General features: G+C 65.2%; 21 protein-coding genes, 1 tRNA gene and 1 pseudogene. 11 read left to right on the forward strand and 12 right to left on the reverse strand.

What is annotated here, in order from left to right:
• Positions 1-52: 52 nt before the first annotated feature.
• Positions 53-637 carry a ribosome maturation factor RimP gene (rimP, locus tag DW355_RS12555; protein WP_131282687.1) on the reverse strand — a complete coding sequence of 195 codons (585 nt, stop codon included), beginning with the start codon at positions 635-637 and terminating at the stop codon, positions 53-55.
• 213 nt (positions 638-850) lie between these two features.
• Positions 851-1,294, reverse strand: a complete 444-nt coding sequence (locus DW355_RS12560) for a Cd(II)/Pb(II)-responsive transcriptional regulator (RefSeq protein WP_131280523.1) — start codon at positions 1,292-1,294, stop codon at positions 851-853.
• A gap of 74 nt (positions 1,295-1,368) precedes the next feature.
• Here DW355_RS12560 and DW355_RS12565 point away from each other — a divergent pair, with 74 nt between their 5' ends.
• From DW355_RS12565 to DW355_RS12580, 4 genes are read left to right on the forward strand one after another with little or no spacing between them, the layout of a single operon-like run.
• Complete coding sequence (locus DW355_RS12565) at positions 1,369-3,711, forward strand: heavy metal translocating P-type ATPase (RefSeq protein ID WP_131280525.1); 2,343 nt, start codon at positions 1,369-1,371, stop codon at positions 3,709-3,711.
• The gene (locus DW355_RS12570) at positions 3,695-4,114 is read left to right on the forward strand and encodes a DUF3703 domain-containing protein (protein ID WP_131280526.1); all 420 of its coding nucleotides are present in this window, start codon (positions 3,695-3,697) and stop codon (positions 4,112-4,114) included. Before DW355_RS12565 ends, DW355_RS12570 begins: the two co-directional genes overlap by 17 nt.
• Entirely contained in the window at positions 4,111-4,542 is a 432-nt protein-coding gene (locus DW355_RS12575; RefSeq protein ID WP_242671150.1) for a disulfide bond formation protein B, read from the forward strand. The genes DW355_RS12570 and DW355_RS12575 overlap by 4 nt, the downstream gene beginning before the upstream one ends.
• Complete coding sequence (locus tag DW355_RS12580) at positions 4,539-5,210, forward strand: DsbA family protein (protein WP_131280528.1); 672 nt, start codon at positions 4,539-4,541, stop codon at positions 5,208-5,210. The genes DW355_RS12575 and DW355_RS12580 overlap by 4 nt, the downstream gene beginning before the upstream one ends.
• A 7-nt stretch (positions 5,211-5,217) precedes the next feature.
• Here the strand turns inward: DW355_RS12580 and DW355_RS12585 are convergent, their stop codons facing one another.
• The 4 genes and pseudogenes from DW355_RS12585 to DW355_RS12600 form a co-directional block, all read right to left on the reverse strand.
• Positions 5,218-6,849, reverse strand: a complete 1,632-nt coding sequence (locus DW355_RS12585) for an ABC transporter ATP-binding protein (RefSeq protein WP_131280529.1) — start codon at positions 6,847-6,849, stop codon at positions 5,218-5,220.
• Positions 6,846-7,948 (reverse strand): annotated as a pseudogene (locus tag DW355_RS12590) (ABC transporter permease). The gene DW355_RS12585 and the pseudogene DW355_RS12590 overlap by 4 nt, the downstream one beginning before the upstream one ends.
• 67 nt (positions 7,949-8,015) lie before the next feature.
• A complete protein-coding gene (locus DW355_RS12595) occupies positions 8,016-9,047 on the reverse strand; it encodes a microcin C ABC transporter permease YejB (RefSeq protein ID WP_131280531.1) in 1,032 nt (343 codons plus the stop codon).
• Positions 9,048-9,053: 6 nt separating this feature from the next.
• Positions 9,054-10,865 (reverse strand): extracellular solute-binding protein, encoded by a 1,812-nt coding sequence (locus DW355_RS12600; RefSeq protein ID WP_131280532.1) that lies wholly within the window; start codon positions 10,863-10,865, stop codon positions 9,054-9,056.
• Between the two features lie 119 nt (positions 10,866-10,984).
• Between DW355_RS12600 and fabI the strand changes: the two genes are divergently transcribed.
• Positions 10,985-11,770: an enoyl-ACP reductase FabI gene (gene fabI / locus DW355_RS12605; protein WP_131280534.1), complete on the forward strand. Its 786-nt coding sequence runs from the start codon at positions 10,985-10,987 to the stop codon at positions 11,768-11,770.
• A gap of 208 nt (positions 11,771-11,978) precedes the next feature.
• Here the strand turns inward: fabI and DW355_RS12610 are convergent, their stop codons facing one another.
• Positions 11,979-12,764: a MipA/OmpV family protein gene (locus tag DW355_RS12610; protein WP_131280535.1), complete on the reverse strand. Its 786-nt coding sequence runs from the start codon at positions 12,762-12,764 to the stop codon at positions 11,979-11,981.
• 205 nt (positions 12,765-12,969) lie between these two features.
• On the opposite strand from DW355_RS12610, the gene DW355_RS12615 reads away from it, so the two are divergent.
• Both DW355_RS12615 and DW355_RS12620 read left to right on the forward strand, forming a co-directional pair.
• Positions 12,970-13,698 (forward strand): response regulator, encoded by a 729-nt coding sequence (locus DW355_RS12615; protein WP_131280537.1) that lies wholly within the window; start codon positions 12,970-12,972, stop codon positions 13,696-13,698.
• The gene (locus DW355_RS12620; RefSeq protein WP_131280539.1) at positions 13,699-15,012 is read left to right on the forward strand and encodes an ATP-binding protein; all 1,314 of its coding nucleotides are present in this window, start codon (positions 13,699-13,701) and stop codon (positions 15,010-15,012) included.
• Here DW355_RS12620 and DW355_RS12625 read toward each other — a convergent pair.
• Entirely contained in the window at positions 15,005-15,865 is an 861-nt protein-coding gene (locus DW355_RS12625; RefSeq protein ID WP_242671380.1) for a patatin-like phospholipase family protein, read from the reverse strand. The genes DW355_RS12620 and DW355_RS12625 overlap by 8 nt on opposite strands.
• A 188-nt stretch (positions 15,866-16,053) precedes the next feature.
• Positions 16,054-17,043 carry a DNA ligase gene (locus DW355_RS12630; RefSeq protein ID WP_431733171.1) on the reverse strand — a complete coding sequence of 330 codons (990 nt, stop codon included), beginning with the start codon at positions 17,041-17,043 and terminating at the stop codon, positions 16,054-16,056.
• A gap of 172 nt (positions 17,044-17,215) precedes the next feature.
• Between DW355_RS12630 and DW355_RS12635 the strand changes: the two genes are divergently transcribed.
• A complete protein-coding gene (locus DW355_RS12635) occupies positions 17,216-18,190 on the forward strand; it encodes a helix-turn-helix domain-containing protein (RefSeq protein WP_165493192.1) in 975 nt (324 codons plus the stop codon).
• A 19-nt stretch (positions 18,191-18,209) separates the two neighbouring features.
• Here the strand turns inward: DW355_RS12635 and DW355_RS12640 are convergent, their stop codons facing one another.
• The gene (locus tag DW355_RS12640) at positions 18,210-20,492 is read right to left on the reverse strand and encodes an arginine/lysine/ornithine decarboxylase (protein WP_131280544.1); all 2,283 of its coding nucleotides are present in this window, start codon (positions 20,490-20,492) and stop codon (positions 18,210-18,212) included.
• 104 nt (positions 20,493-20,596) lie between these two features.
• Between DW355_RS12640 and DW355_RS12645 the strand changes: the two genes are divergently transcribed.
• The 3 genes from DW355_RS12645 (at position 20,597) to rarD (ending at position 23,113) form a co-directional block, all read left to right on the forward strand.
• Positions 20,597-21,055 (forward strand): NfeD family protein, encoded by a 459-nt coding sequence (locus tag DW355_RS12645; RefSeq protein ID WP_131280546.1) that lies wholly within the window; start codon positions 20,597-20,599, stop codon positions 21,053-21,055.
• Between the two features lie 72 nt (positions 21,056-21,127).
• Positions 21,128-22,051: an SPFH domain-containing protein gene (locus tag DW355_RS12650; protein WP_131280547.1), complete on the forward strand. Its 924-nt coding sequence runs from the start codon at positions 21,128-21,130 to the stop codon at positions 22,049-22,051.
• A 153-nt stretch (positions 22,052-22,204) separates the two neighbouring features.
• Entirely contained in the window at positions 22,205-23,113 is a 909-nt protein-coding gene (rarD, locus tag DW355_RS12655; RefSeq protein ID WP_131280549.1) for an EamA family transporter RarD, read from the forward strand.
• A gap of 95 nt (positions 23,114-23,208) precedes the next feature.
• Here rarD and DW355_RS12660 read toward each other — a convergent pair.
• Together DW355_RS12660 and DW355_RS12665 are read right to left on the reverse strand one after the other, a co-directional pair.
• Positions 23,209-23,298 (reverse strand) — tRNA-Ser (locus DW355_RS12660).
• A gap of 106 nt (positions 23,299-23,404) precedes the next feature.
• Complete coding sequence (locus DW355_RS12665) at positions 23,405-24,565, reverse strand: branched-chain amino acid ABC transporter substrate-binding protein (protein WP_207388021.1); 1,161 nt, start codon at positions 24,563-24,565, stop codon at positions 23,405-23,407.
• Between the last annotated feature and the right edge of the window lie 98 nt (positions 24,566-24,663).

A 24,663-nucleotide genomic window follows, 5' to 3' on the forward strand; every position in this document is an offset into this window, starting at 1 on the left:
CTGAATCCCCTTCAACTTCAAAACCTCAACCATTCTTTCCTGCGCGACCGCCTCACGCGTCCGTCGCGTCGCGGCCCTTGAAATTCACCACGGGCGCCAACCTGGCCTCACGCAATTCGTCCAGCGTGAACCCCAGCGCCTGCAGCGGCGCCCGCTCACGTTTCTTGCTGACGCGCTGCCCCGGCTTGGGGGCGGGCTCGTCGCTCCAGACGATCTGCCAGCCGCCTTCGGCCGCCTTCTCCAGCGTGCCGCGAAATTTCTTCCGATTCGCCGCGACTTTGCCGCCGGCCGGCGCACCTTCCGCGCCCCGCGCGGCTTCGCCAATCGGGGCTTTCAGCGTGACGTCAATCACCTGACCCGCGAAGCGCTCGAAATCCTTGTCATGCCGCAGCGGCCGATCAATGCCCGGCGAGGACACCTCCAGCCGCTTGTATTCGATGCCCTCGACTTCCAGCACGTACTGCAGTTGTCGAGTGACCTTTTCGCAGTCCTCCACATTGACGAACTGCTCAGGCTGGCCCGGCGTCCAGGGCAGATCGATCGTGATGCGCAAGAGCCCCCCGGCGGAGCGCTCGATCTCCACCAGTTCGCAGCCGAGCCCGGTCACGGTCTGTTCGGCAATCTCTTGCAACGTCAACTTGATCTTGTCCTCGTCGTGTAGGTGATGCGCGATCCCGTCGGCCCCTCGGCACACTTGCCGAGGCGTACCGCATGCGGCATGCACTTGCGACGGGACAAATAAAAACGGGCGGTTGGTATCCGCCCGTTGGTCTAGATCCATCGAATTGTAGCCGAAATCCGGCCCAAAACCAAGGCCTGGCCCAGGTTTTGCCGAAGGCGCGGGGCGGATTCAGTCTGAGTGGGCATGGCAGGCGCAGGCCTCGCCATGGGCTGCGGCCACCAGGTCGTTCAGGATGCCGCAGCGACCGTCCTCGTGGCGCCCGTCACAGCGCGACTGCAACTGCAACAGCTGCTTTTCCAGCGCCTGCATGCTCTTGAGCCGCGCCCGCACGCGGCTCAACTGCTCGGCCACCAAGGCGTCCACCGTGCCAGCGTCCGTCCCGTCGTCTCCCGATGCCTGGTCGATGAAGCCGAGCAGGCGGGCCACGTCGGCCAGGGGCATGTCCAGCGCACGGCAATGCCGGATGAAGGCCAATCGCTCCAGATGGGGGGTGTCGTAGTCGCGGTATCCATTGCCACGCCGCGCCGGAGCGGGCAGCAGGCCCTGCTTCTCGTAATAACGGATGGTTTCCACATCCACGCCCGTGGCGGCTGCCAAATCCTTGATCTGCATGGGGGTCCTTCGTTTGCCGTTGTTGACACTGTAGTGGCTCCAAGGTTTCCAATGCAAATCCAAGGAGTTCATCCATGAGTCGAATTGACCGTCATTCCCATACCCAAGTCACAAACGATGCCGCCTGCGCTTGCGAAGCCTGCCCGTCGCCGGCCCACACGCCCGCGTCCGTGGCTTCGACATCCAGCGCGCCGGTGCCAGAGTTCGCATCGGGATCCGAGGCCGGCGTTGGAACACGACGATTCCGAATTCCCAGCATGGACTGCGCAGCGGAGGAATCTGAAATCCGGCACGCCTTGGACGGCATGCCAGGCATCCACGGCCTGCGGTTCAGCCTGGCGAGGCGGGAACTGGCGATCACCGCCGACGCGGCGGCCTTGCCGGGGGCGCTGGCATCCCTGCGCCAGGCTGGCTTCGATGCACAGGTGCTGGACGCGGAAAACGACACCATGGCCAGCAGCGCAAGCGCACCTGGGTTCTGGCGCTCCTGGGGCCGGTTGATCGGCGCCTTGACGCTGGCGCTGCTCGCGGAAGTCCTGGCCTTTGTTGTCCCGGAGTCCCTCTGGGCCCAGGCCACGGGCATGGCGCTGGCGGCGCTGGCCATAGCGGGCGCGGGCCTGTCGGTCTACGTCAAGGGCCTGGCTGCGCTGCGGCGCGGGCGGCTCAACATCAACGCCCTGATGACGGTGGCCGTGACGGGTGCCTTCCTGATCGGTGAATGGCCGGAAGCGGCCATGGTGATGGTCTTGTACGCCCTCGCGGAGGTCATCGAGGCGCGGGCCGTGGACCGAGCGCGCAATGCGATCAAGGGCCTGCTGGCGCTGGCGCCCGATCAGGCTCAGGTACGCCAGCCCAACGGCAACTGGTCGCCCCAGCCCACCCCATCCGTGCCCATGGGCGCCCTGGTACGCATCCGCCCGGGTGAACGCATTCCGCTGGATGGCGTGGTGACGGTCGGACGCAGCGCCGTGGATCAGTCACCCGTCACGGGCGAGAGCCTGCCCGTGGACAAGGTGCCGGGGGACGAGTTGTACGCGGGCACCATCAACCAGGCGGCGGCGCTGGAGATGCGGGTCACCGCGCCCGCCTCGGACAGCACGCTTGCCCGCATCATCCATGCCGTGGAGCAGGCGCAATCCTCGCGCGCGCCGACCCAGCGTTTCGTGGACCGTTTCGCGGCCCTCTACACGCCGGCGGTTTTCTTCGTGGCCCTCGCCGTTGCCGTGGTCGGCCCCCTGGCCCTGGACTGGCCGTGGTTGACGGGTGTTTACAAGGCACTGGTGCTGCTGGTCATCGCCTGCCCCTGCGCCCTGGTGATTTCCACGCCGGTCACGGTGGTCAGCGGGCTGGCCGCCGCCGCGCGGCGTGGCATCCTGATCAAGGGTGGCGTTTATCTGGAAGAGGCCCGCAAGATCAAGGCCGTGGCCCTGGACAAGACGGGAACCCTCACCGAAGGCAAGCCCCGGCTGGTGGCTTTCGAAGCCCTGGAGGCGAGCGAGAGTTCCGGCGCCCTGGAAGGGCTTGCCAGAAGCCTGGCAGCTCGGTCCGATCACCCTGTGTCCAAGGCCATCGCCCTCGGGCTCTCCGCGTCGGAACAGGCGGTCACCGGGTTCGAAGCCGTGGCAGGACGTGGCGTGGCGGGCCACATCGGCGGGCAAGCTTATGTGCTGGGCAATCACCGCTGGATCGAGGAGCGCGGGTTATGCTCGGAAACGCTCGAGACGCGCCTGCGGGTGCATGAAGCCGAGGGCCGCACGGTCACGCTGCTGGCGGATGCGCGACGGGTCCTGGCGCTCTGCGCCGTGGCCGACACCCTCAAGCCGTCTTCGGCGCTGGCCGTGGCCGAGCTGAAATCCCTGGGCGTGACACCGGTCATGCTGACCGGCGACAACGTCACCACGGCGCGCACCGTGGCGGAACAGGCAGGCATCGACGAAGTCCAGGGCAATCTGCTGCCCGAGGACAAGCTGCAGGCCATCGCTCAGCTGCAACAGCGCCTGGGCGTCACGGCCATGACGGGCGACGGCATCAACGACGCGCCCGCCCTCGCCAGGGCGGACATCGGCTTCGCCATGGGCGCGGCGGGCACCCATGTCGCCATGGAAGCCGCGGACATCGTGGTGATGAACGACGACCTGCGTCGTCTGCCCGAGACGATCCGCCTGTCACGCCGCGCGCACAGCGTGCTCTGGCAGAACATCAGCCTGGCACTGGGCATCAAGTTCGTGTTCCTGGTGTTGGCCGTTGTGGGCAGCGCCTCGATGTGGATGGCGGTGTTCGCCGACATGGGCGCCAGCCTGCTGGTCGTCGCCAACGGACTGCGGCTGCTGGGCAAACCCACCCCGACGCAAGGCCAGGCCGAACACGCGCATGCCGAAGCACATCCACACGGAGGACATCATGGTCACGCGCATTGAATCGGCCGCAGGCCACGACCAAGATCGCGCACGCCACGCCGCCTTGCTGCGATCGGCCAGGGAGCAGACCGAGGCTGAACAGGCCTGGTGCTACCTGCAAGCGGCGCACATCGTGGGACAACAGGCGTTCAAGCCTCATCTGGAAACCCATGCGCGCATGCTGGCCCTGGCCTGCCGGACCCGTGACTGGGGCGAAGCGGCGGGGCAAGGGTTGCGGCTCCTGCTGGTTCCGCTGGGGCATCTGACGGGGCGGCTGCCGCTGGGCAACCCAGGGCGAGCCACCGTCAGCGCCGTCACGCCCCTGCCCGTTCCTGTGGCCCTGCAGACCTTGATCGACGCGGCGGGTCCTGCTTGTGAACAGTCCGGGCAAACCGAGTCCGGACAAATCGGACCAACACCGTGACCGCCTCCATGAAACGCCCGGCCTGGCTTCTCTTGTTCCTCGCCGCCGCGGCGGCCTTGATCGCCACTGCGGCGGCGTTCTTTCTCGGCGAAGTCATGGGCATGGCGCCCTGCACGCTGTGCTGGTACCAGCGGATCGCGATGTTCCCCCTGGTACCGATCCTGAGCCTGGCCTGCCTCGCCAACGACCGGCGTGGTGTCGTCTATGGCTTGGTTCTGGCCTGGCCAGGCTTGCTGGTGGCGGCATATCACACGCTGCTGGTCGGCGGCCTGCTGCCCCAAGCCTGGGTGCCCTGCGGTGCCGGCCCTTCCTGCCTAAAACAGGACCTGAGCTGGTTCGGTGGCCTCCAATTGCCCTGGCTTTCCCTGCTGGCCTTTGCCCTGATCGTTGTGCTTCTCTCCCTTGTCCTGAAAAAGACCGCCCGATGACGCTTCCCAAACCGAACTTGCGCATCCTCGCCGTGCTGGCGCTGCTGATCACGGTCGCGGCCGCCTTTGTGCTGGGCGTGATCGCCTACCAGCGCCACGAACAGCTCGCACAGATCCAGCAGGCCTCCGCCCACGCCGAACGCCTGGTGCGCATGCATTCCCCCGTGGCCGGCCCGCAGGATGCGCCCGTCACCCTCGTGGAATTCTTTGACCCGGCCTGCGAGACCTGCCGGGCCTTCTATCCCATCCTCAAGGACCTGATGCGCGCATACCCTGCCGATCTGCGCCTGGTCATTCGTTACGCCCCTTTCCATCCAGGTTCGGACCCAGTGGTGCGTCTGCTTGAAGCGGCCAAGCTTCAGGGCAAGTACTGGGAGGTTCTGGAAATGGTGCTGGCCGCCCAGCCCCTGTGGGCTGATCATGGCCAGCCCGACCTTGGCAAGGCCTATGCGGCGGTGGCCCAGACCGGGCTAGACATGGACCGGGCTCTGGCGGATGCCGCATCCCCGGGCATCGAGTCGGTGTTGCGGCAGGACATCAAGGACCTGAACGCGCTGGGCGTGAACAAGACCCCCACGTTCTTTGTGAATGGGCGGCCCCTGCCCCGCTTTGGCGAGGAACAGCTGCGCAGCCTGGTGGCCGAGGAAATTGCCAGGAGCAAGCGCTGAGGCAGCGTCAGGGCGTGGCAGCGGCCCGCACCAGGGTCTGCGTGTACGGATGTCGGGGCGCGTCCAGCAAGGCCAGCGCCGGACCGGTCTCGACCACCTGTCCGGCCTGCATGACCAGCACTTCGTGCGCCATCGCGCGGATCACGTCCACGTCGTGCGTGATGAGCAGGTAGGCCAGGCCGTGGTCGCGCTGCAGGCGCTGCAGCAGCTCCAGGACCTGTTTCTGAATGCTCACGTCCAGCGCACTGGTCGGTTCGTCCAACACCAACAGGCGCGGCCGCACCGCCAGCGCCCGCGCAATCGCGATGCGCTGGCGCTGACCACCGGAAAACTCGTGCGGGTAGCGCTGCAGAAAGCCGGGGAACTGCCGCTCGTCCAGGCCGACTTCGGCCAAGACCTGGCTCACCCGGGCCCGGCGCCCCGCCGCATCCAGCTCAGGCTGGTGCACGCCCAGGCCTTCGCCCACGATTTCTTCCACCGTGCGGCGCGGCGACAGTGAGGAAAACGGGTCCTGGAAGACCACTTGAACTTGGCTTCTTAAGTCCCTGTTCTCTTTTTGTTTTTTGCTCCAGTTTCGCCCCAGGACGAGCAGTTCACCTCTCACATCCCCGATCGGCAACAGGCCCAGCGTGGCCAGAGCCAGGGTGGATTTGCCGGAGCCCGATTCCCCGATCACGCCCAAGGTACGGCCGGAGCGCAGCGCGAAATCCGCGCCATGCACGGCGACGAATTCGCCTCGCCCGAACCAGCCACGCAGACCGGGTCGGGGGACGGGATAACGCACCCGCAAGCCACGGGCTTCGAGCAAGGGTCCCGCTTCTGCGTCTGTTTCGGGCCAGGTCTCCAGCACATCACGCACCGGCCGGCTGGCGATCAGGCTGCGGGTGTAGGCGTGCTGCGGCCGACTGAACACCGCGTCCACCGCGCCCTGCTCCACGATGTGGCCGTTATCCATCACGATCACGCGCTGCGCGAAGCGGCGGACCAGGTTGAGGTCGTGCGTGATCATCAGCACGGCCATGCCGTGCTTGCGTTGCAGGTCATCCAGCAGATCCAGGATTTGCCCGCGCAAGCTCACGTCGAGCGCGGTCGTGGGCTCGTCGGCCAGCAGCAGGCGTGGCTGGCAGGCCAGGGCCATGGCGATCAAGGCGCGTTGGCGCTGGCCACCGCTGAGCTGGTGCGGATAGGCCGCCGCGCGCCGCGCCGGTTCGGTGATGCCGGTGTCGGCCAGCAGCTCGACGGCACGCGCCCAGGCCGCCTTGCGGGCCAGGCCCAACTTGATCTGCAGAACCTCGGCGATCTGGTCCCCCACGGGATAGAGCGGGTTCAGGGCCGTCATGGGCTCCTGGAAAATCATCGCGATGTCGCGCCCACGCACACCGCGCAGGGCGCGCTCGCCCATCTGCAGCAGATCAACGGGGCCATCGCTGCCTTCGACCCCCGCGAAACGGACCGAACCCTCGACCTGCGCGTCACCCAGCAAGCGCAGCAGGCTCAGCGCGGTGACGGTCTTGCCCGAACCCGACTCGCCGACCAGCGCGATCTTCTCGCCGGTGGCGATGTCGAAGTCAATGCCATGGACGACCGCCTTGCCGTCGAAGGCGACCCGCAGATTGCGCGCTTGCAGCAACACACTCATGCGATGGCCTTCCCGGTCTGCGCGGGCGCGGGCGGACTGACGTCCCGCTTGCGGGGGTCGAGCGCGTCACGCAGCGCGTCGCCCATGAAGGTCAGCAGCAGCAGTGTGACCACCAGGACGCCGAAGGTGGACAGCGAAATCCACCAGGCGTCGATGCTGTTCTTGCCCTGGGCCAGCAGCTCGCCCAGCGAGGGCGTGCCGGGCGGCACGCCCAGGCCCAGGAAATCGAGCGAGGTCAGCGCGAGGATGGCCGCGCTCATGCGGAATGGCAGAAAGGTCACCACGGGGGTCAGGCTGTTGGGCAGCACATGCCGCCAGATGATCTGCGCGTGCGACAGGCCCAGCGCGCGCGCCGCGCGCACGTAGTCGAGCTGGCGGTTGCGCAGGAACTCGGCCCGCACATAGTCCGACAGGCCCATCCAGCCGAACAGGCTGAGCAGGATCAGCAGCAGCGCCAGGCTGGGCGCGAACACGGCGCTGAAAATGATCAGCAAGTAGAGCTCGGGCATGGAGCCCCAGATTTCGATGAAGCGCTGGAAGGCGAGATCCGTCTTGCCCCCGAAGAAGCCCTGGATGGCACCCGTGAGCACGCCCAGCACCACGCCCGTGACGGTGAGCGCCAGCGCGAACAGCACGCTCACGCGAAAGCCGTACAGCAGTTGCGCGAGCAGATCGCGCCCCGATCGTCCGTGCCCAGCCAGTTGTCCAGGGTGGGCGCCGAGGGGTTGGGTGACTTGGCGAAGTAGTTGAGCGTGTTGGGGCCGTAGGGGTTGAGGGTGTACAGCACCCAATTGCTGCCTGCGCTCAGGCGCTCCTTGATGTAGGGGTCGAGGTAGTCGGTGGGGGTCTCGAAGTCTCCGCCGAAGGTGGTCTCGGGGTAGTCCTTCAGCATGGGGAAGTAGGTCTGCCCTTCGTAGCGCACGATCAGCGGCCGGTCGTTGCTGACCAGCTCGGCCCCCAGGCTGACCAGCACCAGCGTCGCGAAAACCAGCAGGCTGTAGAAGCCCAGGCGGTTGCGCCGAAAGCGCATCCAGGCCCTGCGCGACGGCGACAGGGAAACTCGGGTGGCAACCGGACCCTTGATCGGTGCGGGCTGCATGGGTTGTGTCACGGGGGCACTGCTCATGGGGGGCATCACGGGGTCAGTGGCGGGTGCGTTCATGCCGTCAGTCAAACTTCACGCGCGGGTCCGCCCACACGTAACAGAGATCGCTGATGAGCTTGGTCACCAAGCCGATCAGCGTGAACAGGTACAGCGTGCCCAGCACCACGGGATAGTCGCGGCGGATCACGCTCTCGTAGCTGAGCAGACCCAGGCCATCGAGCGAAAACAGGGTTTCGATCAACAGCGAGCCCGTGAAAAATGCGCCAATGAAGGCCGCCGGAAAGCCCGTGACGATGGGAATCAGGGCATTGCGAAAAACATGCTTCCATAGCACCTGCCGTTCTGTCAGGCCCTTGGCGCGGGCGGTCAGCACGTAGTGCTTGCGGATTTCCTCGAGGAAGGCGTTCTTGGTCAACATGGCCGTCACCGCGAAACTGCCCAGCACCATGGCCGTGACCGGCAAGGTGATGTGCCAGAGGTAATCCACGATGCGCGCGCCCCAAGACAATTCCTCCCAGTTGGACGAGGTGAGCCCGCGCAGCGGGAACCACTGCAACTGCCCGCCGAAAATCACCAACAGGGCCACCCCCAGCACAAACCCCGGGATGGCGTATCCCACCAGGACGATCAGCGTGGTGATCAGGTCAAAGCGCGAGCCCGCCCGTACCGCCTTGGCCACGCCCAGCGGCACGGCGACCAAGTAGCTGATCAGGAAGGTCCACAGGCCCAGGCTGATGGAAACCGGGAGTTTTTCGACGACGAGGTCCCACACTTCCTTGTTCTGGAAGAAGCTGCGGCCGAGGTCGAAGCGCGCGAACTGGCCCAGCATCTGAAGAAAGCGCTCATGCGCGGGTTTGTCAAAACCGTACAAGGCCTTGATTTCCTCGATGCGCTGCGGCGACACGCCCTGGTTGCCCCGGTAGCTGATACCACCCGACTCCACGCCGCCCCGCCCTGCCGCCACGCGCGCCTCCACCAGATACTGTTCCACCGGCCCGCCGGGCACGAACTGGATCACCACGAAGGTGAGGAGCAACACGCCCAGCAAGGTGGGCAGCATGAGCAACAAGCGCTTGACGACGTAGGCGAACATGGCAGATCAGGGCGTGGGCAGGAACCACCAGGAGGACAGCAGCCACTCTTCCGCCTTGGCATAAGGGGGCATGGGCTCCTTGTAGGCCAGCCGCTGCTGGTTGTACACCATGCGGTGGGATAGCAAGGTCCACTGCGGGATCAGATAGTGGCTGTGCATGATCACCCGGTCCAGCGCCTGGCAGGCGGGCAGAAGTTCGGCCTGGTCGCGGGCACGGGTCATCGCTGTGACCAGCGCGTCCACCGCTGGGCTCTTGACGCCCGTGTGGTTGCTGGAAGCCTCCACGTCGGCGCGCTGGCTGCCGAAATACTCCAGCATCTCCTGGCCAGGGTTGTGCGTGCCCTGGTAGGCCAGCGTGATGATGTCGAAATCGAATTTGTCCAGGCGCTGCATGTACAGCGCGTAGTCAACCGTCGCGAAGCGCAGGGTGATGCCCAGCTTCTCCAGGTTGCGCGCCCAGGGGGTGACGCCGCGCAGACCACCTTCCCTGCTGTCGAGGTATTCCAGCACCAAGGGCTCGCCCTGGGCATTGCGCAGGGCGCCGTCGCGGTAGGTCCAGCCGGCGTCGGCCAACAGCTGGCGTGCGCGACGCAGGTTGTTGCGCAGCGACTGCCCTTCGCCTTCCGTGGTGGGCGGCGTGTACATGGGGCCGAACACGGCGTCTGGCACCTGGCCGCGCCAGGGCGTGAGCAGGGCCAGTTCCTCGGGGCCGGGCAAGCCCTTGGCCTGGCAGGCGGTGTTGCCGAACAGGTCTTGCACGCGCGGGTAACCGCCGTAGAACATCTGGCGGTTCATCCATTCGTAATCGATGGCCAGGCCCAGCGCCTCGCGCACGCGGACATCCTTCAACTGGGGGCGGCGTGTATTGAGCACGTAACTCTGGAAACCCGCCGGAAGCTGGTGCGCCAGATCCTTCTTCACCAGCACGCCCTGGCGGAACAGCTTGCCGTTGATGCGGCGCGCCCAATCACCCGCCGAATAGACAGTCATGAAGTCGAACTCCCCCGCCTTGAGGGCCTCCAGTCGCGCCGTGTTGTCCTTGTAGATCTTGACTGTGATGCGGTCGAAGTTGTTGCTGCCCCGGTTCACGTTCAATGCGCCGCCCCAGTACTTTGGGTCCCGGACATAGGTGATGTCGCGCCCGAAACTGACCGGGCCGATACGGTAAGGCCCGCTGCCGATGGGCGTGTCCATCACGATCTCATCGAAGCGCTTGGTCTTGCCGTCGGCCTGGCGCCCCCAGTCGCGGCTGAAGATGGGCAGGCTGCCGACGATGAGCGGCAGTTCGCGGTTGGGCACCTTGAAGCGAAAGCGCACCGTGCGCGTGTCCAGCACATCCAAGCCCACGACCTCGTGCAACAGCGTGGCGTACCCAGGCATGGCATGAGGTCCGATCAGTGTCTCGTAGCTGTGCTTCACGTCGGCCGCCTCCACCGGCTTGCCATTGTGGAAGCGGGCCTCGTCCCGCAGGCGGAAGGTGGCGCTCAGGCGATCCTTCGGAACGTCCACGCTCTCGGCCAGCAGGCCGTAGGCGGACGCCGTCTCGTCCATCGAGCCGACGAGCAAGGTTTCGAAGATCAGTTGGCCGAGGTAGGCGGGCGGCGAGCCCTTGATGGTGTAGGGGTTGTACTTGTCGAAGGTCGAATAGCGCAGATTGCTCACCATGCGCAACTCGCCGCCCTTGGGGGCGTCGGGGTTCACATAATCGAAGTACGCGAAGCCGGGCGGGTATTTCAGTTCCCCCCACAAGGCGTAACCATGCGCCGCCCAGGCCGGAGCGGCGCAGGCCCAAAAAAGACAAATCAGCCAAGACCGCATGCGACAATTCTGCACTACGTTCAGTGCAGCCGGCAACGGATGCATCCAGCCACCGGCGCAGGGCGCTGCCTGATCACGCCCTCGCCATCGACACCTCAATTCCACAGGAGAGAACAAACATGGGTTTTCTGACCGGCAAGAAGCTGCTCATCACCGGCGTGCTGAGCAACCGCTCCATCGCCTACGGCATCGCCAAGGCCTGCCACGCGCAGGGCGCCGAACTGGCCTTCAGCTACGTGGGCGAGCGCTTCAAGGACCGGATCACCGAGTTCGCCGCCGAGTTCGGCTCCAAGCTGATCTTCGATTGCGATGTGGGCGACGACGCGCAGATTGACAAGTTGTTCAAGGATCTGTCGGCCACCTGGCCCAAGATTGACGGCTTCGTCCACGCCATCGGCTTCGCGCCGCGCGAGGCGATCGCGGGTGATTTCCTGGAAGGCCTGTCGCGCGAAGGTTTCAAGATCGCGCATGACATCAGCGCCTACAGCTTCCCGGCCATGGCCAAGGCCGCCCTGCCCTACCTGAACGACAAGGCCACCGCGCTGACGCTGACTTACCTGGGCGCCGAGCGCGTGGTGCCCAACTACAACACCATGGGCCTGGCCAAGGCTTCGCTGGAAGCCTCGGTGCGCTACCTGGCTGAATCGCTGGGTGCCCAAGGCCGTGGCCTGCGCGCCAACGGCATTTCCGCCGGACCCATCAAGACCCTGGCGGCCAGCGGCATCAAGGACTTCGGCAAGATGCTCTCGGCCGTGGCCGCGGCCGCGCCGATTCGCCGCAACGTGACGATCGATGACGTAGGCAACGTTGCCGCCTTCCTGCTGTCCGACCTGGCGGCCGGTGTGTCGGGCGAGATCACCTACGTGGACGGCGGCTACAGCAAAGTCACGGCTGGCATGGCCTGAGCACCGCGAGGCGGCTGTCTTTTCAGCCGTCTTTCAGGTGCTTTCGTCGCAAAACAGTCCGGCGGCTCTCGCTCCCGCCAAAGACCATATCCAGGCTGCGAGCGCATCCAGCATGATCCAGCAGCAGAGGCCCAGCAGGCGCCTCGCTTCTGGCCTCGCCGCAGACGGCTGAGTTGTTTGCACGTTCATCGGCACTCCTGCGGCTTGCTCAATAGCGATACACCAGCGCAGTCATGGCCAGGTAGTTTTGCCTCGATTGCACGAGGGGGCTGTCCGCGGCGTCACCGACCAGGCGGCTCACGCCGCCGGTGGTCTTCACCATCCAGTGCGGCGTGAAAACATGGGTCCAGTCCAGCGTCATCCTCAGGCTGTCCACCCCGCCCTCGGGTTGATAGGCATCGAAGCCGCTGTTCGTGGACTGCCTGTCGCTCACGCCGAAAAAAGTCCGGGCATAACGATCGCTGCCGGCATGGACGCTGCCCGTGATAGCGACTTGGTTGGCCGGTGCCGACCACACCGGCGCTGCCAGATCGATGCGCCCCCCCAGTCCCCGCCCGGTTTCCGTGATCGGCTGGTCCAGCGTCGCGCTCAAGCTCAGGTCGCCCGGCAGGCGCACGCCAAGCTGCAACAGGATCAGCGTTGAGCCGGGAACATCGCCCATGCCTTTGAGATGGTCCGAGCCGGGCAGCAGGTAGCGGTCCTGGTCGGTGCGGCCATCGTCGTAGCCCAGCGCGATCGAACCATAGGCCCCGTTCGCGAATTGAGTCCGGTAGCCGAGGCCCTCCAACGGGTTGAAGAAGACGCCGTTGTCGAACTCGGCGGCGATGACTGGCATGACGATGGGCTGGTAGTCGCGACTGCCCTCGTAGCGCGGCACCACGCCGCCCGCGAGCGACAGCAGGTAGACATCCTCGGCCTGAGCTGCCGGATGCGCCGCGAGGCCCAGGCCCAGCAGCGTCACGAGGGTAAGGGATCGCGAAATAGTGATGCGCATGTTCAATAAGGTTTCAGAATGGGAGCCTTGAGTCTAGGAAGGCGGCGCGACGGTGTCTGTTCCGAAGCTGAGCGAATCTGTGCGCAATTGTGTTCAAGCGTGCGTGGGCGCTGCGCCATGCGTACCTGGGCCTAGAATCCGCGCGGTCCCCGGGGCGAGAGAAGATTCCCGGACCAGCCCAAGACCGAGAGGACGGATAACACCGATGGCCGACGCAGCGCCGCTCAAACACCCTGTGCTGCTGATCGAGGACGATGACCGTCTCGCGCAGCTCATCGCGGAATACCTGAACGGCTACGAATTCGCCGTGACCATCGTGCGGCGCGGGGATCTGGCCGAGGCCGCCGTGCGCGAACACCAACCGGCGCTGGTCATCCTCGATCTCATGCTGCCGAACGTGGATGGCATGGAGGTCTGCCGCCGGGTGCGTCGCTTCTCCAACGTTCCCGTGCTCATTCTGACGGCCCGCCTCGATGTGTACGACCAGATCGCCGGTCTGGAGGTCGGCGCCGACGATTACGTGCTCAAGCCCGTCGAGCCGCGCGTGCTGGTTGCGCGCGCTCGCGCCCTGCTGCGACGCGCGCAACCCGCCGACTCACTGAGCCTTGTCGCCGATGGCGAGCAGTTGGTGTTCGGCGAGCTGGCCATCTCGTCCTCCAACCGCGCGGTGGCCTGGCGCGGCCAGCCGGTCGAGCTGAAGACGGCCGAATTCAACCTCCTGCTGATCCTGGCCCGGGCCGCAGGCCAAGTGCTCAGCCGGGACGACATCCTCCGGCAATTGCGTGGCATCGAGTTCGATGGCTTGGACCGCACGGTGGACTCGGGCATTTCCCGGCTGCGCCGGCGGTTCGAGGACGCCTCGCCCGAGCCACGCAAGATCAAGACGATCTGGGGCCGGGGCTACTTGTTCAGCCCCTCGGCCTGGGAGGAATGAATGCTGCGCTCGCTGATCAAGTTGTACCTGCTCGTGGTGTTGGGCGCGGGCTTGTCCGTCGCGCTCATCAACCACGCCTTCCCCCTGCTGTTTCGTGAACGCCTCACGGAAGAGGCCCGAGAGAGTTTCCGGGCCTTCACTTTTATCCTGAACGATTACGTTCAGCGGCATCCCGGCGCGCAGCGGGAAACGGCCCTGGCCGAGTTGCGACGACAAGCTGGAACCCGTTTCGAGCTATTGACGCTGGAGGATCTCGCGCCGCGCTTGAACCCAGATCAATTGAACGATCTGCGCGCGGGCAAGCTTGTGCTTCTCAGCATGTACACGTCAGACTACATCCTGCCTTTGCCCGACGGACTCGTCGCCCGATCCAAGTTCGACATGCTCGACAGTGGCATTCAGGCGCTGGCTTATGTCGTGGTGGCGCTGGCCATGCTGTTCTCCGTGTTGTTCTGGGTGCATTACCACTGGCGTGACCTGCGCAAGCTGCACGAGGCCTCCCAGGCTTTCGGAGCGGGCCGTCTTTCCACGCGGGTGCAACTTTCGAGGAGATCGAACATCTACGATTTGTCGCGTCAGTTCAACGAGATGGCGGGACAGATCGAGGCGTCCATCCAGCAGCAGCGGGACCTGATGCACGGTATTTCGCATGAGCTCAAGACGCCGCTGGCGCGCCTGGAATTCGGCCTCGCCCTGCTAGACAGCCCGCAAGCCTCCGAGAGGGAGCGCGAACGCCAGTTGGCCCTGTGCAAGGACGTGAGGGAACTGGACGAACTCGTCACCGAACTGCTGACCCTGAGCCGCCTGGAACAGGGGGCCGGACAAGCGGTGCTGACGTGGGTGACGGTCGCGGAGCTGATCGACAGCGTGGTCGCCGACGTCGCCCACGACATCGCCGAGCGCGCCCTGCACCTGTCCCTCCATGTAAACGGCGCCCCTGAACAGCATGTCTGTGACGCTCGGCTGGTCGCGCGGGCCTTGCTGAACCTGCTGCGCAATAGCATGCGGTACGCGCACCGGACCATCTTCCTGCGCGCCGAGGCCAATGCCGCGGGCGCGCTGATCCTGAGCGTGGAAGACGATGGCCCGGGCATTGCACCTGAGGCGCGGGCGCGTGTCTTCGAGCCGTTCTATCGACAGGACGCCAGCCGGGATCGGCACACCGGCGGTTTCGGTTTAGGCCTGTCCATCGTGCGCCGCGTGGCCTTGGTCCATGGCGGTGATGTAGTGCTCGACGACGCCCGCACAGGAGGCGCCCGTTTTATCATCACCCTGCCAGCCTCCGTCGTGGCCCACACCATGAAGATCAGTTGATGGTGCTTGCGCGTGTGTCGGGTGGTGAAACCCGTCCGGCCACCCGCAACGGCTCCAAAGCGGCCCGGATGTCGTGCAGGCGCAGGGCCGCGGCGCGCCGCCCCGCTTCGTACAGGTCGGGCAAGGCCGAGGTGTCCCAAAGCCCGATGTGGCGATCCAGCTCAAGCTCGAGGTGGATCATCTGCTGCCCACGGGCCTGCAAGGCGTCGACTCGGGCTTGCATCAGGTTGTTGATCAAGGTGGTGCTGGTCCGCGCCACCAGGCGCGACAAGCGGTCGATCCGGCGCGGCAGGCTGCCCTGAAACCCCAGCGTCAGGATGAGGCGTGCCTCGGGGGCTGCCGCGACCGGCAGAGGGTCGGACAGGACCCCGTCCACCAAGGGCCGTCCGTCGATGGAGACCGAAGGAAAGAGGATGGGGACAGCCATGCTGGCGCGCAATGCGTCCACCAGCCGGCCTCGAGTAAGCCTTACCGACCGCCCGGTCGCAGCGTCCGTCGCGACGACCCGCAAGGGCGTGGGCAATTCTTCCAACTGGGTATCGCCAAAGGCTTGCTGGATGCGCTGCGCAATGAGGCGATCGTCTCGCAAGGCGAAGTCCGGACCGAATCCCGCCAGGCCTGGCATGAGCATCTGGGCGTAGGCGCGCCAGCGCCGCTGCTGCGTCAGCTCGGCGGACCAGAGCGTGGTGGCGAGCCGCAGCGCGCGTTCCCCGTGCATGCCGCAGGCGATTTGCGCGCCAAACAACGCACCTGAACTACAGCCCACGACCAGATTGGGGCGCATGCCTTCGAGCGCCAGTTGTTCGACGATGCCCAGCGCGGCGACGCTGCGCACGCCGCCACTGCCAAGCACCAAGGCCAAGGGACAGGAATGGGAATCAGGGGATATGGGTTGCCGCGGGGACGAGGTCGACATGGTCGCAAGGCCAGAGGTGAATGAAGCCGCGCATCTTCACGCCGTCGTGATCTTCCCGTCTTCGCATCGCGCGCTGGATGGGCTCGCAATGCGCGCGCATTGTTGGCGGATCAACGCATCGTGGTTCAGCGACGCGGGACCAGGTTCGGCTCGGGCAAGTCGGGAGGCATCCATTCGGCATCGGCGCGCACACGCAAGAAGGTGGCGAATCGCGGCAGCCCGTCCGCCGTCAGGCCGCGGTAGCGGTAAGTAACCCAGCTGCCAATCGGTGGTGGCTGCAGGCGTTGCGCATCGCTGAAGCCTGTCCCCAGACGGAAGCGTCGACCATCTGGGGCCTGCACCTGCAGCGCGCCCATGCGCCCCGCATGGCGTCCCCGACCTGGCAGGTGGGACAGTACCTGGGCCTCGGCATCCTGAAAGGGCTTGACCTTGAGCAGGTCGTCGCTGCGTCCCGCCTGGTAGCGCGCGTCGCCCCGATGCAGCATCAAGCCTTCGCCACCGGCCCGTACGGTCGCGTTCAGCAGGCGGTCCAGCTCGGCCTGCGTGCCTATGCGTCCCTGATCGACGAACTGCAAGCAGCTGCCGGCCGGCGTTCCGCGCAGGCCTTCCTGCAAGGCCACCATCGCCGCCACGCGTTCGGTGAAGGTGCCGCCATGGTCCGGCAAGTCAAACACCATGAAACGCAATCGTTTCCAGGCGATGTCCTCGGGCTCGACGCGCGCGACCGTGCCCGCGGTGTCTTCGAAGCGACCTCGACCGCCCCAGAGTTCACCATCCAGCGCCTGGACTGGCCAACCCTGCGTGAACCAGGCAGGCGCGCGAATGCGGCGTCCGCCGCGCGAGAGCAGATGCTGACCATCCCAGCGAGCGCGGACACCATCAATTTTTTCGCTGACCCAGTAGTCGGGTAGATGCGGGCGGGGCTGCGCGTCCGCACGGTATTCACCGGCCAGCAGCAGGCGCGGCGGCATGTTCTGAGCCCAGGCCGAGCCGGTTGCAATGGCCAGCGCGCAGAGCATCACCGCGGCGACCGCGCGACGTCTCGAAGAGGGCTTGAGCGCGAAGTTCATCGGCCCATCGTAGGCAGGGGCCGCCTGGTGCGAAAGCGCCTGCATGGATGTGAAGCACGGATTCTTGAAGTGCCGAAACCGGTCCATCCGCTCGGGTACACCCCGGGGCACGGGCGGCTATCCCCGTTGGATAATCCGCGCGGCGCGGGATGCCCACGGTGCGGGGGACGGCGCACCCCGAACTCGCGCATCACCCGATCGCCCCCGAGGACAAGCCATGTTCATGCGATGGTCCACCGACGAATTGCCTCAAACCCAGCGCTTCGAACAGTGGCGCGAAGCCTGCCGCCAGCATGTCTACGCGCTGACGCCCGAACGTCGGGCGCGCGGAGCATTTCAGGGCAGCATCAGCCGGCACACGCGAGGTGGACTGGACGTGACCGATATCCGATGCGATGGCCACCTGGTGCGACGCAGTCAGCGTGATATCGATGAGCGACCTGGCGATACCTACTACATCTACTTGCAAGGACAAGGACGTGTCTGGATCGAGCAGCAGGGGCAACGCTGCGTGCTGGAGTCCGGCGACATGGTCATCGCGGACCCGAACATCCCCTTCTCGACCGACACCGACAGAGTGTTTGACTTCCGGCTCTGGCGCGTCGAACGCCGTCGGCTTCAGTCACGGCTGCGGCTGGGCTCAGCCGGTCTGGCCATGCATCGGATCGACAGATCCTGCGCGGAGCGCGACCTGATCACCTGCTGGCTAGACGGCCTGCTGCACCACCACGCCGGCCTGTCCGCCGCGAATTCCGAGCTGGCTCAGGAAACCCTGCACGCGCTGGTGGCCGGCGTCATCGGGGCTCCTGCGCCAATGCAGGAGCCGGTGCGCCGTGCCCGACGCCGGGCATTGCTGCTTCGCGTGCAGGGGACGGTGGCGCAACGCGCCGGCGAAATGGACCTGACACCCGAGCGCATCGCGAGCGCCTTTGGTTTGTCGCTGCGTGCCCTGCATCAACTCTTCGCGCTGTCGGACCTCAGTTTCAACGAGTTCCTCGCGAGGACCCGATTGGAACGCGCGCAAGCCATGCTGCGCTCAGCCTCCTGCCTACACCTCAGCACGGCCGAGATCGGCTTCGAAGCGGGCTTCGGCGAGGTGTCGACCTTCTACAGACGCTTCAAGCAGCGCTACGGCATAACGCCAGGCGAGTGGCGCGCCGGCCTCGCACCGGCGCGCGAGCCAGCGCGCTGACACCCCAGGGAGGCCGCGTTCAGGCGCGCACGCAGTCCGCGTAGTAGCGCTTGTTGCCGTTCGAGTCCTTCACCTCGACCAGGCCGTGGATGTCGGTCTCGAAGCCCGGGCACTCCTGGTTGAACTTGCGCGCGAACTTGAGGTAGTCGACGATCTTGCGATTGAAGACCTCGCCCGGGATCAGCAAGGGAATGCCGGGCGGATACGGCGTGATCAGCCCCACGGTGACACGGCCTTCGAGCTCGTCGACCTCCACCCGTTCCGTCCTGCGCTGCGCGATGTGCGCATAGGCATCGCTGGGCTTCATGGCCGGTGTCAGGTCGCTCAGGTACATCTCGGTGGTCAGGCGCGCGATGTCATAGTTGGCGTACATCTCGTGCACGAACTGGCAAAGATCACGCAGGCCCATGCGCTCGTAGCGGGGATGCTTCTGGCAGAACTCCGGCATGATGCGCCACATGGGCTGGTTCTTGTCGTAATCGTCCTTGAATTGCTGCAACGCGGTCAGCAAGGTATTCCAGCGGCCCTTGGTGATACCGATGGTGAACATGATGAAGAAGCTGTAGAGGCCTGTCTTCTCCACCACCACGCCGTGCTCGGCGAGGAACTTGGTCACGATGGCCGCCGGAATGCCGCTTTTGTCGAACTTGCCGTCAAGATTGAGGCCGGGCGTCACGATGGTGGCCTTGATCGGGTCCAGCATGTTGAAACCGTCGGCCAACTGGCCGAAACCGTGCCAACGGCTCTTCGCCGCCTTGCCCTTGCCATCACTGCGGATGATCCAGTCCTCGGCCGTGCCCATGCCCTCATCGGTCAGTTGCTCAGGGCCCCAGACCTTGAACCACCAGTCCTCGCCGTATTCCTCGGCCACTTTGCGCATGGCGCGGCGGAAGTCCAGCGATTCAATGATGCTTTCCTCCACCAGCGCGCGGCCGCCAGGTGGCTCCATCATCGCGGCGGCCACGTCGCAGCTGGCGATGATGCTGTACTGCGGCGAAGTGCTGGTGTGCATCAGATACGCCTCGTTGAAGAGGTGGTGGTCCAGCTTCTGGTTCTCCGCGTCCTGCACCAGCACATGGCTGGCCTGGCTGATGCCCGCCAGCAGCTTGTGGATCGACTGGGTGGAATAGACCACCGAGTTCTTGGGCCGAGGGCGCTTCTTGCCCATGGCGTGGTAACGGCCGTAGAAAGAATGGAAGGCCGCGTGCGGCAGCCAGGCTTCGTCGAAGTGCAGGTTGTCCACATAGCCATCGAGCAGGCTCTTGATGGTCTCGGTGTTGTATAGCACGCCGTCGTAGGTGGACTGCGTCAGCGTCATCACGCGGGGGCGCACCGCCTTCTCATCCACACCTTGCAGCAAGGGATTTGCCTTGATCTTGGCCTGGATGGTCGTGGGCTCGAACTCGTTCTGCGGGATCGGGCCGATGATGCCGTAGTGGTTGCGCGTGGGCTTGAGGAAGACGGGGATGGCCCCCGTCATGATGATGGCGTGCAGGATGCTCTTGTGGCAGTTGCGGTCCACCACCACCACGTCGCCCGGCGCCACGGCGTGGTGCCAGACGATCTTGTTGCTGGTGCTGGTGCCGTTGGTCACGAAATAGCAGTGGTCGGCGTTGAAGATGCGCGCGGCGTTGCGCTCGCTCTCGCCGATGGCGCCGTTGTGGTCCAGCAATTGGCCCAGCTCTTCCACCGCGTTGCAGACGTCGGCGCGCAGCATGTTCTCGCCGTAGAACTGGTGGTACATCTGGCCCACCGGGCTCTTGAGGAAGGCCACGCCGCCCGAATGGCCGGGGCAGTGCCAGGAATAGGAGCCATCCTCGGCGTAATCCAGCAAGGCCTTGAAGAATGGTGGCTGCACGCCTTCCAGGTAGCTCTTGGCTTCGCGGATGATGTGGCGCGCCATGAACTCCGGCGTGTCCTCATACATGTGAATGAAACCATGCAACTCGCGCAGGATGTCGTTGGGCAGGTGGCGGCTGGTCTTGGTCTCGCCGTAGATGTAGATGGGCACGTCGGCGTTCTTGCGTCGCACTTCCTCGATGAAACGACGCAGGTTCTGCACGGCGGGAGCGACCGTCACATCCGTGGCCAGCGCGAACTCCTCGTCGTCGATGGACAGGATGAAGGCACTGGCACGGCTCTGTTGCTGGGCGAACTGGGACAGGTCGCCGTAGCTCGTGACGCCCAGGACTTCGAAGCCCTCGGTCTCGATGGCCTGGGCCAGCGCCCGGATGCCGAGGCCTGAGGTGTTTTCGGAGCGGAAATCTTCGTCGATGATGACGATCGGAAAGCGGAATTTCATATGCGCTGGGGTTCGTGTGGTCTTCGTGCCGCCGTCGTGTTGCCGCACAATCGGGGGCCCGCAACATTTCGGTTGCAGGCCGGATTGGAACACAAGCAAACGACATGGCGGATTCAACTTTCTGGTGGCTGGGCGCAGGCGTGCTGGTCGCCGCCGAACTGCTGAGTGGCAGCTTCTATCTGCTGATGCTGGCACTGGGCCTGGCGGCTGGTGCCTTCGCGGCGCAGCTGGGCCTGATGGCCACGGCGCAGGTCATCTTGGCGGCGCTGGTGGGGTCGGCGGCCGTGCTGGGCTGCTACCTGCTGCGCAGACGGCTTGCGGTCGGCACCCCCGGGGTGCAAGCCAATCCGGACGTCAACCCCGACATCGGTCAGATCGTGCACATCGGCGCCTGGGACGAAGACGGCTTGGCCCGCGTCAAGTACCGTGGCGCGCTCTGGACGGCCTCGACGCCGGATTTCAAAAACGCCGGCCAGCCAGGGCACCACCGCATCGTCGAGGTGCGCGGCAGTCAATTGCTGGTTGAGCGGATCGACGACGATCGACCGGCTGATCCTCACTGAACCTGCTCTTACCTTCTTCCTTCAATCGACAGGCCCTGGCGGCCTGAACCGCCCCCCCTCAAAGGACATCGCATGGAAATCGCACTCGTTCTCCTGGCCATCGCGGCCCTCTTCGTCTGGCGCGCGATCAAGATCGTGCCGCAGCAGAACGCCTGGGTGGTCGAACGGCTGGGCAAGTACCACGGCGCGCTGACGCCCGGGCTGAACTTCATCTTCCCTTTTCTGGACAAGGTGGCCTACAAGCACAGCCTGAAGGAAATCCCGCTCGATGTGCCCAGCCAGGTCTGCATCACGCGCGATAACACGCAACTGCAGGTGGACGGCATCCTCTATTTCCAGGTCACCGATCCGATGCGCGCAAGCTATGGCTCGTCCAACTACATCGTGGCCGTGACGCAGCTTGCGCAGACCACGCTGCGCAGCGTGATCGGCAAATTGGAGCTCGACAAGACCTTTGAGGAGCGCGACATCATCAATGCCCAGGTGGTCGCGGCCATCGACGAGGCGGCGCTGAACTGGGGTGTCAAGGTGCTGCGCTATGAGATCAAGGACCTGACGCCGCCCAAGGAAATCCTGCTGGCCATGCAGTCCCAGATCACCGCCGAACGCGAAAAGCGCGCGCTGATCGCCGCCTCCGAGGGCCGACGACAGGAACAAATCAATATCGCCACCGGCGAACGCGAGGCCTACATCGCGCGCTCCGAAGGTGAGAAGCAGTCCATCATCAACAAGGCCCAGGGCGAGGCGGCCTCCATCACGGCCGTGGCCGAGGCGACCGCCGAGGCCATCGCGCGTGTGGCCGCCGCCATCCGCCAGCCGGGCGGCGAGCAAGCCGTGCAACTCAAGGTGGCCGAGAAAGCGGTCGACGCCTATGGTCAGGTGGCCGCCGATGCCAGCACCACGCTGATCATTCCCGGCAATATGAGCGAGGTTTCGGCCCTGATCGCCTCGGCCATGACCCTGGTGCGACAAGTGGCGCCCGCCGCCTCGAAATAATCAGGCAAGCGACCCGCGCGCATGTGATGCCTGGATTCAACCCAGGGCTTCGCCAGCCAGGAATCACGGCGCGCTTGAGACACCCAACCCCACTCCCTCATTCCCGAACCGCGGCGCCCAGCGCCGCTTTTTGCTTTTCACGGCTGCCTTCCCATGACCACCCACCAGGGCGTTGCGCTCTCCCTGTTGTCTTCCCTGCTCTTCGGGCTGATGTACTACCTCAGCACCTTGCTGACCCCTCTTTCCGGCACGGAGATCTATGGCTGGCGCATGCTGATGACTTGGCCCGTGATGACGGCCTTTCTGTTCATGGGCGAGCGCTGGGGTGGCATCGGCCGTGCCTGGCTGCTGGTGCGCATGACGCTGGCGCGTCTGCGCCAGGAACCTCTGCTCTGGGTGGTGCTGCCCCTGTCTTCCGCCTTGCTGGGTGTGCAACTCTGGCTTTTTGTCTGGGCGCCGCAGGCGCGCCACGGACTGGATGTGGCCATGGGGTACTTCCTGCTGCCATTGACCATGGTGCTGGCAGGCCGCATGGTCTACCGAGAAAAACTCAGCGTGCTGCTGCGTGCGGCCGTGTTGGCGGCAGGCCTGGGCGTGGGCTACGAGCTCTGGCGCGCGGGCCATTTCGCCTGGCCCACCGCGCTGGTGGCACTGGGCTATCCCGTGTATTTCATCCTGCGGCGCCATTTCCGCACCAACCACGTGGGTGGTTTGTGGTTCGACCAACTGCTCATGCTGCCCGTGGCAGCCTGGTTCGCCTTCGGCGTGGACGGCGTGGGCTGGCACGTCTACCTGGACCGCCCTGCGCTCCTGCTGCTGGTGCCCTTGCTGGGCCTGATCAGCGCCAGCGCGCTGCTGCTCTACATCCTCTCCAGTCGTGGGCTGCCCATGGGCTTGCTCGGCCTGCTGGGCTACGTGGAGCCGGCCGTGCTGGTGCTGATCTCCCTGCTGCTGGGGGAACGCATTGACACGGGGCAATGGGTGATCTATCTGGCCATCTGGATCGCCATCCTGCTGCTGATGGCGGAAGGGCTGCTGCGCTTGCGGGAGCGTCGCCCGTAGCAAACGGATGAGCAGGCGGGCGCCAGAAAAGAGAAAAGCCCGTAGGCGTCTGACGTCCTGCGGGCTTGGCTCCCTTTCTGGAAGGAAAGGGTTCTTGGCGGAGAGGGCGGGATTCGAACCCGCGGTAGGTTTTACCCTACACACGCTTTCCAGGCGTGCGACTTAAACCGCTCATCCACCTCTCCTGCGAAGCCCGCTATTCTAGCGCAGCCTGGCCCCGTCCCAGGGGCACGCCAAGAAAAAAAGCGCCTGCTTGCGCAGGCGCTTTTTTGTGTTCCGTCAAAACGGAGATCAGCGAACCACGGCGAGTTGCGTGCGGGTACCGGCCTTGTAGGTGAACAGGGTCAGCGCGCCGTTCTTGATGTCGCCCTTTTCGTCGAAGGCGATGGTGCCGGTCACGCCTTGGTAACCGTCGGTGGCAGCCAGCACGGGCAGGTACTTGGCGGGATCGGAAGAACCAGCCTTGACCATCGCGGCAACCATGACCTTGGTGGCGTCATAGACGTAGGGAGCGTAGATCTGCACGTCGACGTTGTACTTGGCCTTGAAGTCAGCCTTGAACTTGTCCAGGGCGGGCTTGCCAGCGTCGTCCACGCCACCAGCTTCGGCGCAGTACACCTTGCTTTCGCCGATTGCGTCGCCGGCCAGCTTGGCCAGCTCGCCCGTGCAGATGCCGTCGCCGCCCATGAACTTGGCTTCGATGCCCAGCGCCTTCATCTGCTTGAGCATCGGGCCGGCCACGGCGTCCATGCCACCGAAGAAGACCACGTCGGGCTTCTTGCCCTTGATGGAGGTCAGGATGGCGTTGAAGTCGGTGGCCTTGTCAGTCGTGAATTCCTTGGCCACGACCTTGGCGCCAGCAGCTTCGGCGGCCTTGGTGAACTCTTCGGCCACGCCTTGGCCATAAGCCGTGCGGTCGTCAATCACGGCCACGTTCTTGGCGGCCAGCGTGCCCACGGCGTACTTGCCCAGCGTGCCACCCAGGTGCACGTCGTCAGCCACCACGCGGAAGGTGGTCTTGTAGCCTTGGCGGGTGTACTTGGGGTTGGTCGCGGACGGCGAGATCTGCGGGATGCCTGCGTCGCTGTAAATCTTGGACGCGGGGATGGTGGTGCCCGAGTTCAGGTGGCCGATCACGCCAGCGACCTTGGCGTCCGCCAGCTTCTGCGCCGCAGCCGTGCCTTGCTTGGGATCCGCACCGTCGTCTTCGGCCAGCAGTTCCAAGGTAACCTTCTTGTCGCCGATGGTCACGCCAGCAGCGTTCAGTTCCTCGATCGCCATGCGGGCGCCAAGTTCGTTGTCTTTGCCCAGGTGTGCGATGGGGCCGCTGACCGGGCCGACATGGCCGATTTTCACGACGCTGGACGCAGCGTCATCCTTCTTGCCGCAAGCAGCCAGGAGGGCGGCGACGGCCACGAGGGTCAGCACGCCGGTAACTTTTTTCATGGACATATGGACTCCAGATGTTGGGGAATTTTGCAGGTTCAAAAAAACCGCAGGCGCTAGCCTACATCAAAATTCAGCGGGTTTAGAAGGGACTTTTGTAAGGG

This window comes from Hylemonella gracilis (assembly GCF_004328645.1).
GTDB classification, from domain to species: domain Bacteria; phylum Pseudomonadota; class Gammaproteobacteria; order Burkholderiales; family Burkholderiaceae_C; genus Hylemonella; species Hylemonella gracilis_B.

What these genes read in the sequence shown, in the direction of transcription:
- DW355_RS12570 (WP_131280526.1), top strand. Translation starts at nt 3,695, where the DNA reads ATGGTCACGCGCATTGAATCGGCCGCAGGCCACGACCAAGATCGCGCA.
- DW355_RS12645 (WP_131280546.1), top strand. Translation starts at nt 20,597, where the DNA reads ATGGCGGATTCAACTTTCTGGTGGCTGGGCGCAGGCGTGCTGGTCGCC.
- DW355_RS12585 (WP_131280529.1), bottom strand. Translation starts at nt 6,849, where the DNA reads ATGAGTGTGTTGCTGCAAGCGCGCAATCTGCGGGTCGCCTTCGACGGC.
- DW355_RS12620 (WP_131280539.1), top strand. Translation starts at nt 13,699, where the DNA reads ATGCTGCGCTCGCTGATCAAGTTGTACCTGCTCGTGGTGTTGGGCGCG.
- DW355_RS12595 (WP_131280531.1), bottom strand. Translation starts at nt 9,047, where the DNA reads ATGTTCGCCTACGTCGTCAAGCGCTTGTTGCTCATGCTGCCCACCTTG.
- DW355_RS12630 (WP_431733171.1), bottom strand. Translation starts at nt 17,043, where the DNA reads ATGCAGGCGCTTTCGCACCAGGCGGCCCCTGCCTACGATGGGCCGATG.
- fabI (WP_131280534.1), top strand. Translation starts at nt 10,985, where the DNA reads ATGGGTTTTCTGACCGGCAAGAAGCTGCTCATCACCGGCGTGCTGAGC.
- DW355_RS12580 (WP_131280528.1), top strand. Translation starts at nt 4,539, where the DNA reads ATGACGCTTCCCAAACCGAACTTGCGCATCCTCGCCGTGCTGGCGCTG.
- DW355_RS12600 (WP_131280532.1), bottom strand. Translation starts at nt 10,865, where the DNA reads ATGCGGTCTTGGCTGATTTGTCTTTTTTGGGCCTGCGCCGCTCCGGCC.
- DW355_RS12615 (WP_131280537.1), top strand. Translation starts at nt 12,970, where the DNA reads ATGGCCGACGCAGCGCCGCTCAAACACCCTGTGCTGCTGATCGAGGAC.
- DW355_RS12650 (WP_131280547.1), top strand. Translation starts at nt 21,128, where the DNA reads ATGGAAATCGCACTCGTTCTCCTGGCCATCGCGGCCCTCTTCGTCTGG.
- DW355_RS12565 (WP_131280525.1), top strand. Translation starts at nt 1,369, where the DNA reads ATGAGTCGAATTGACCGTCATTCCCATACCCAAGTCACAAACGATGCC.
- DW355_RS12665 (WP_207388021.1), bottom strand. Translation starts at nt 24,565, where the DNA reads ATGTCCATGAAAAAAGTTACCGGCGTGCTGACCCTCGTGGCCGTCGCC.
- DW355_RS12560 (WP_131280523.1), bottom strand. Translation starts at nt 1,294, where the DNA reads ATGCAGATCAAGGATTTGGCAGCCGCCACGGGCGTGGATGTGGAAACC.
- rarD (WP_131280549.1), top strand. Translation starts at nt 22,205, where the DNA reads ATGACCACCCACCAGGGCGTTGCGCTCTCCCTGTTGTCTTCCCTGCTC.
- DW355_RS12640 (WP_131280544.1), bottom strand. Translation starts at nt 20,492, where the DNA reads ATGAAATTCCGCTTTCCGATCGTCATCATCGACGAAGATTTCCGCTCC.
- DW355_RS12635 (WP_165493192.1), top strand. Translation starts at nt 17,216, where the DNA reads ATGTTCATGCGATGGTCCACCGACGAATTGCCTCAAACCCAGCGCTTC.
- DW355_RS12610 (WP_131280535.1), bottom strand. Translation starts at nt 12,764, where the DNA reads ATGCGCATCACTATTTCGCGATCCCTTACCCTCGTGACGCTGCTGGGC.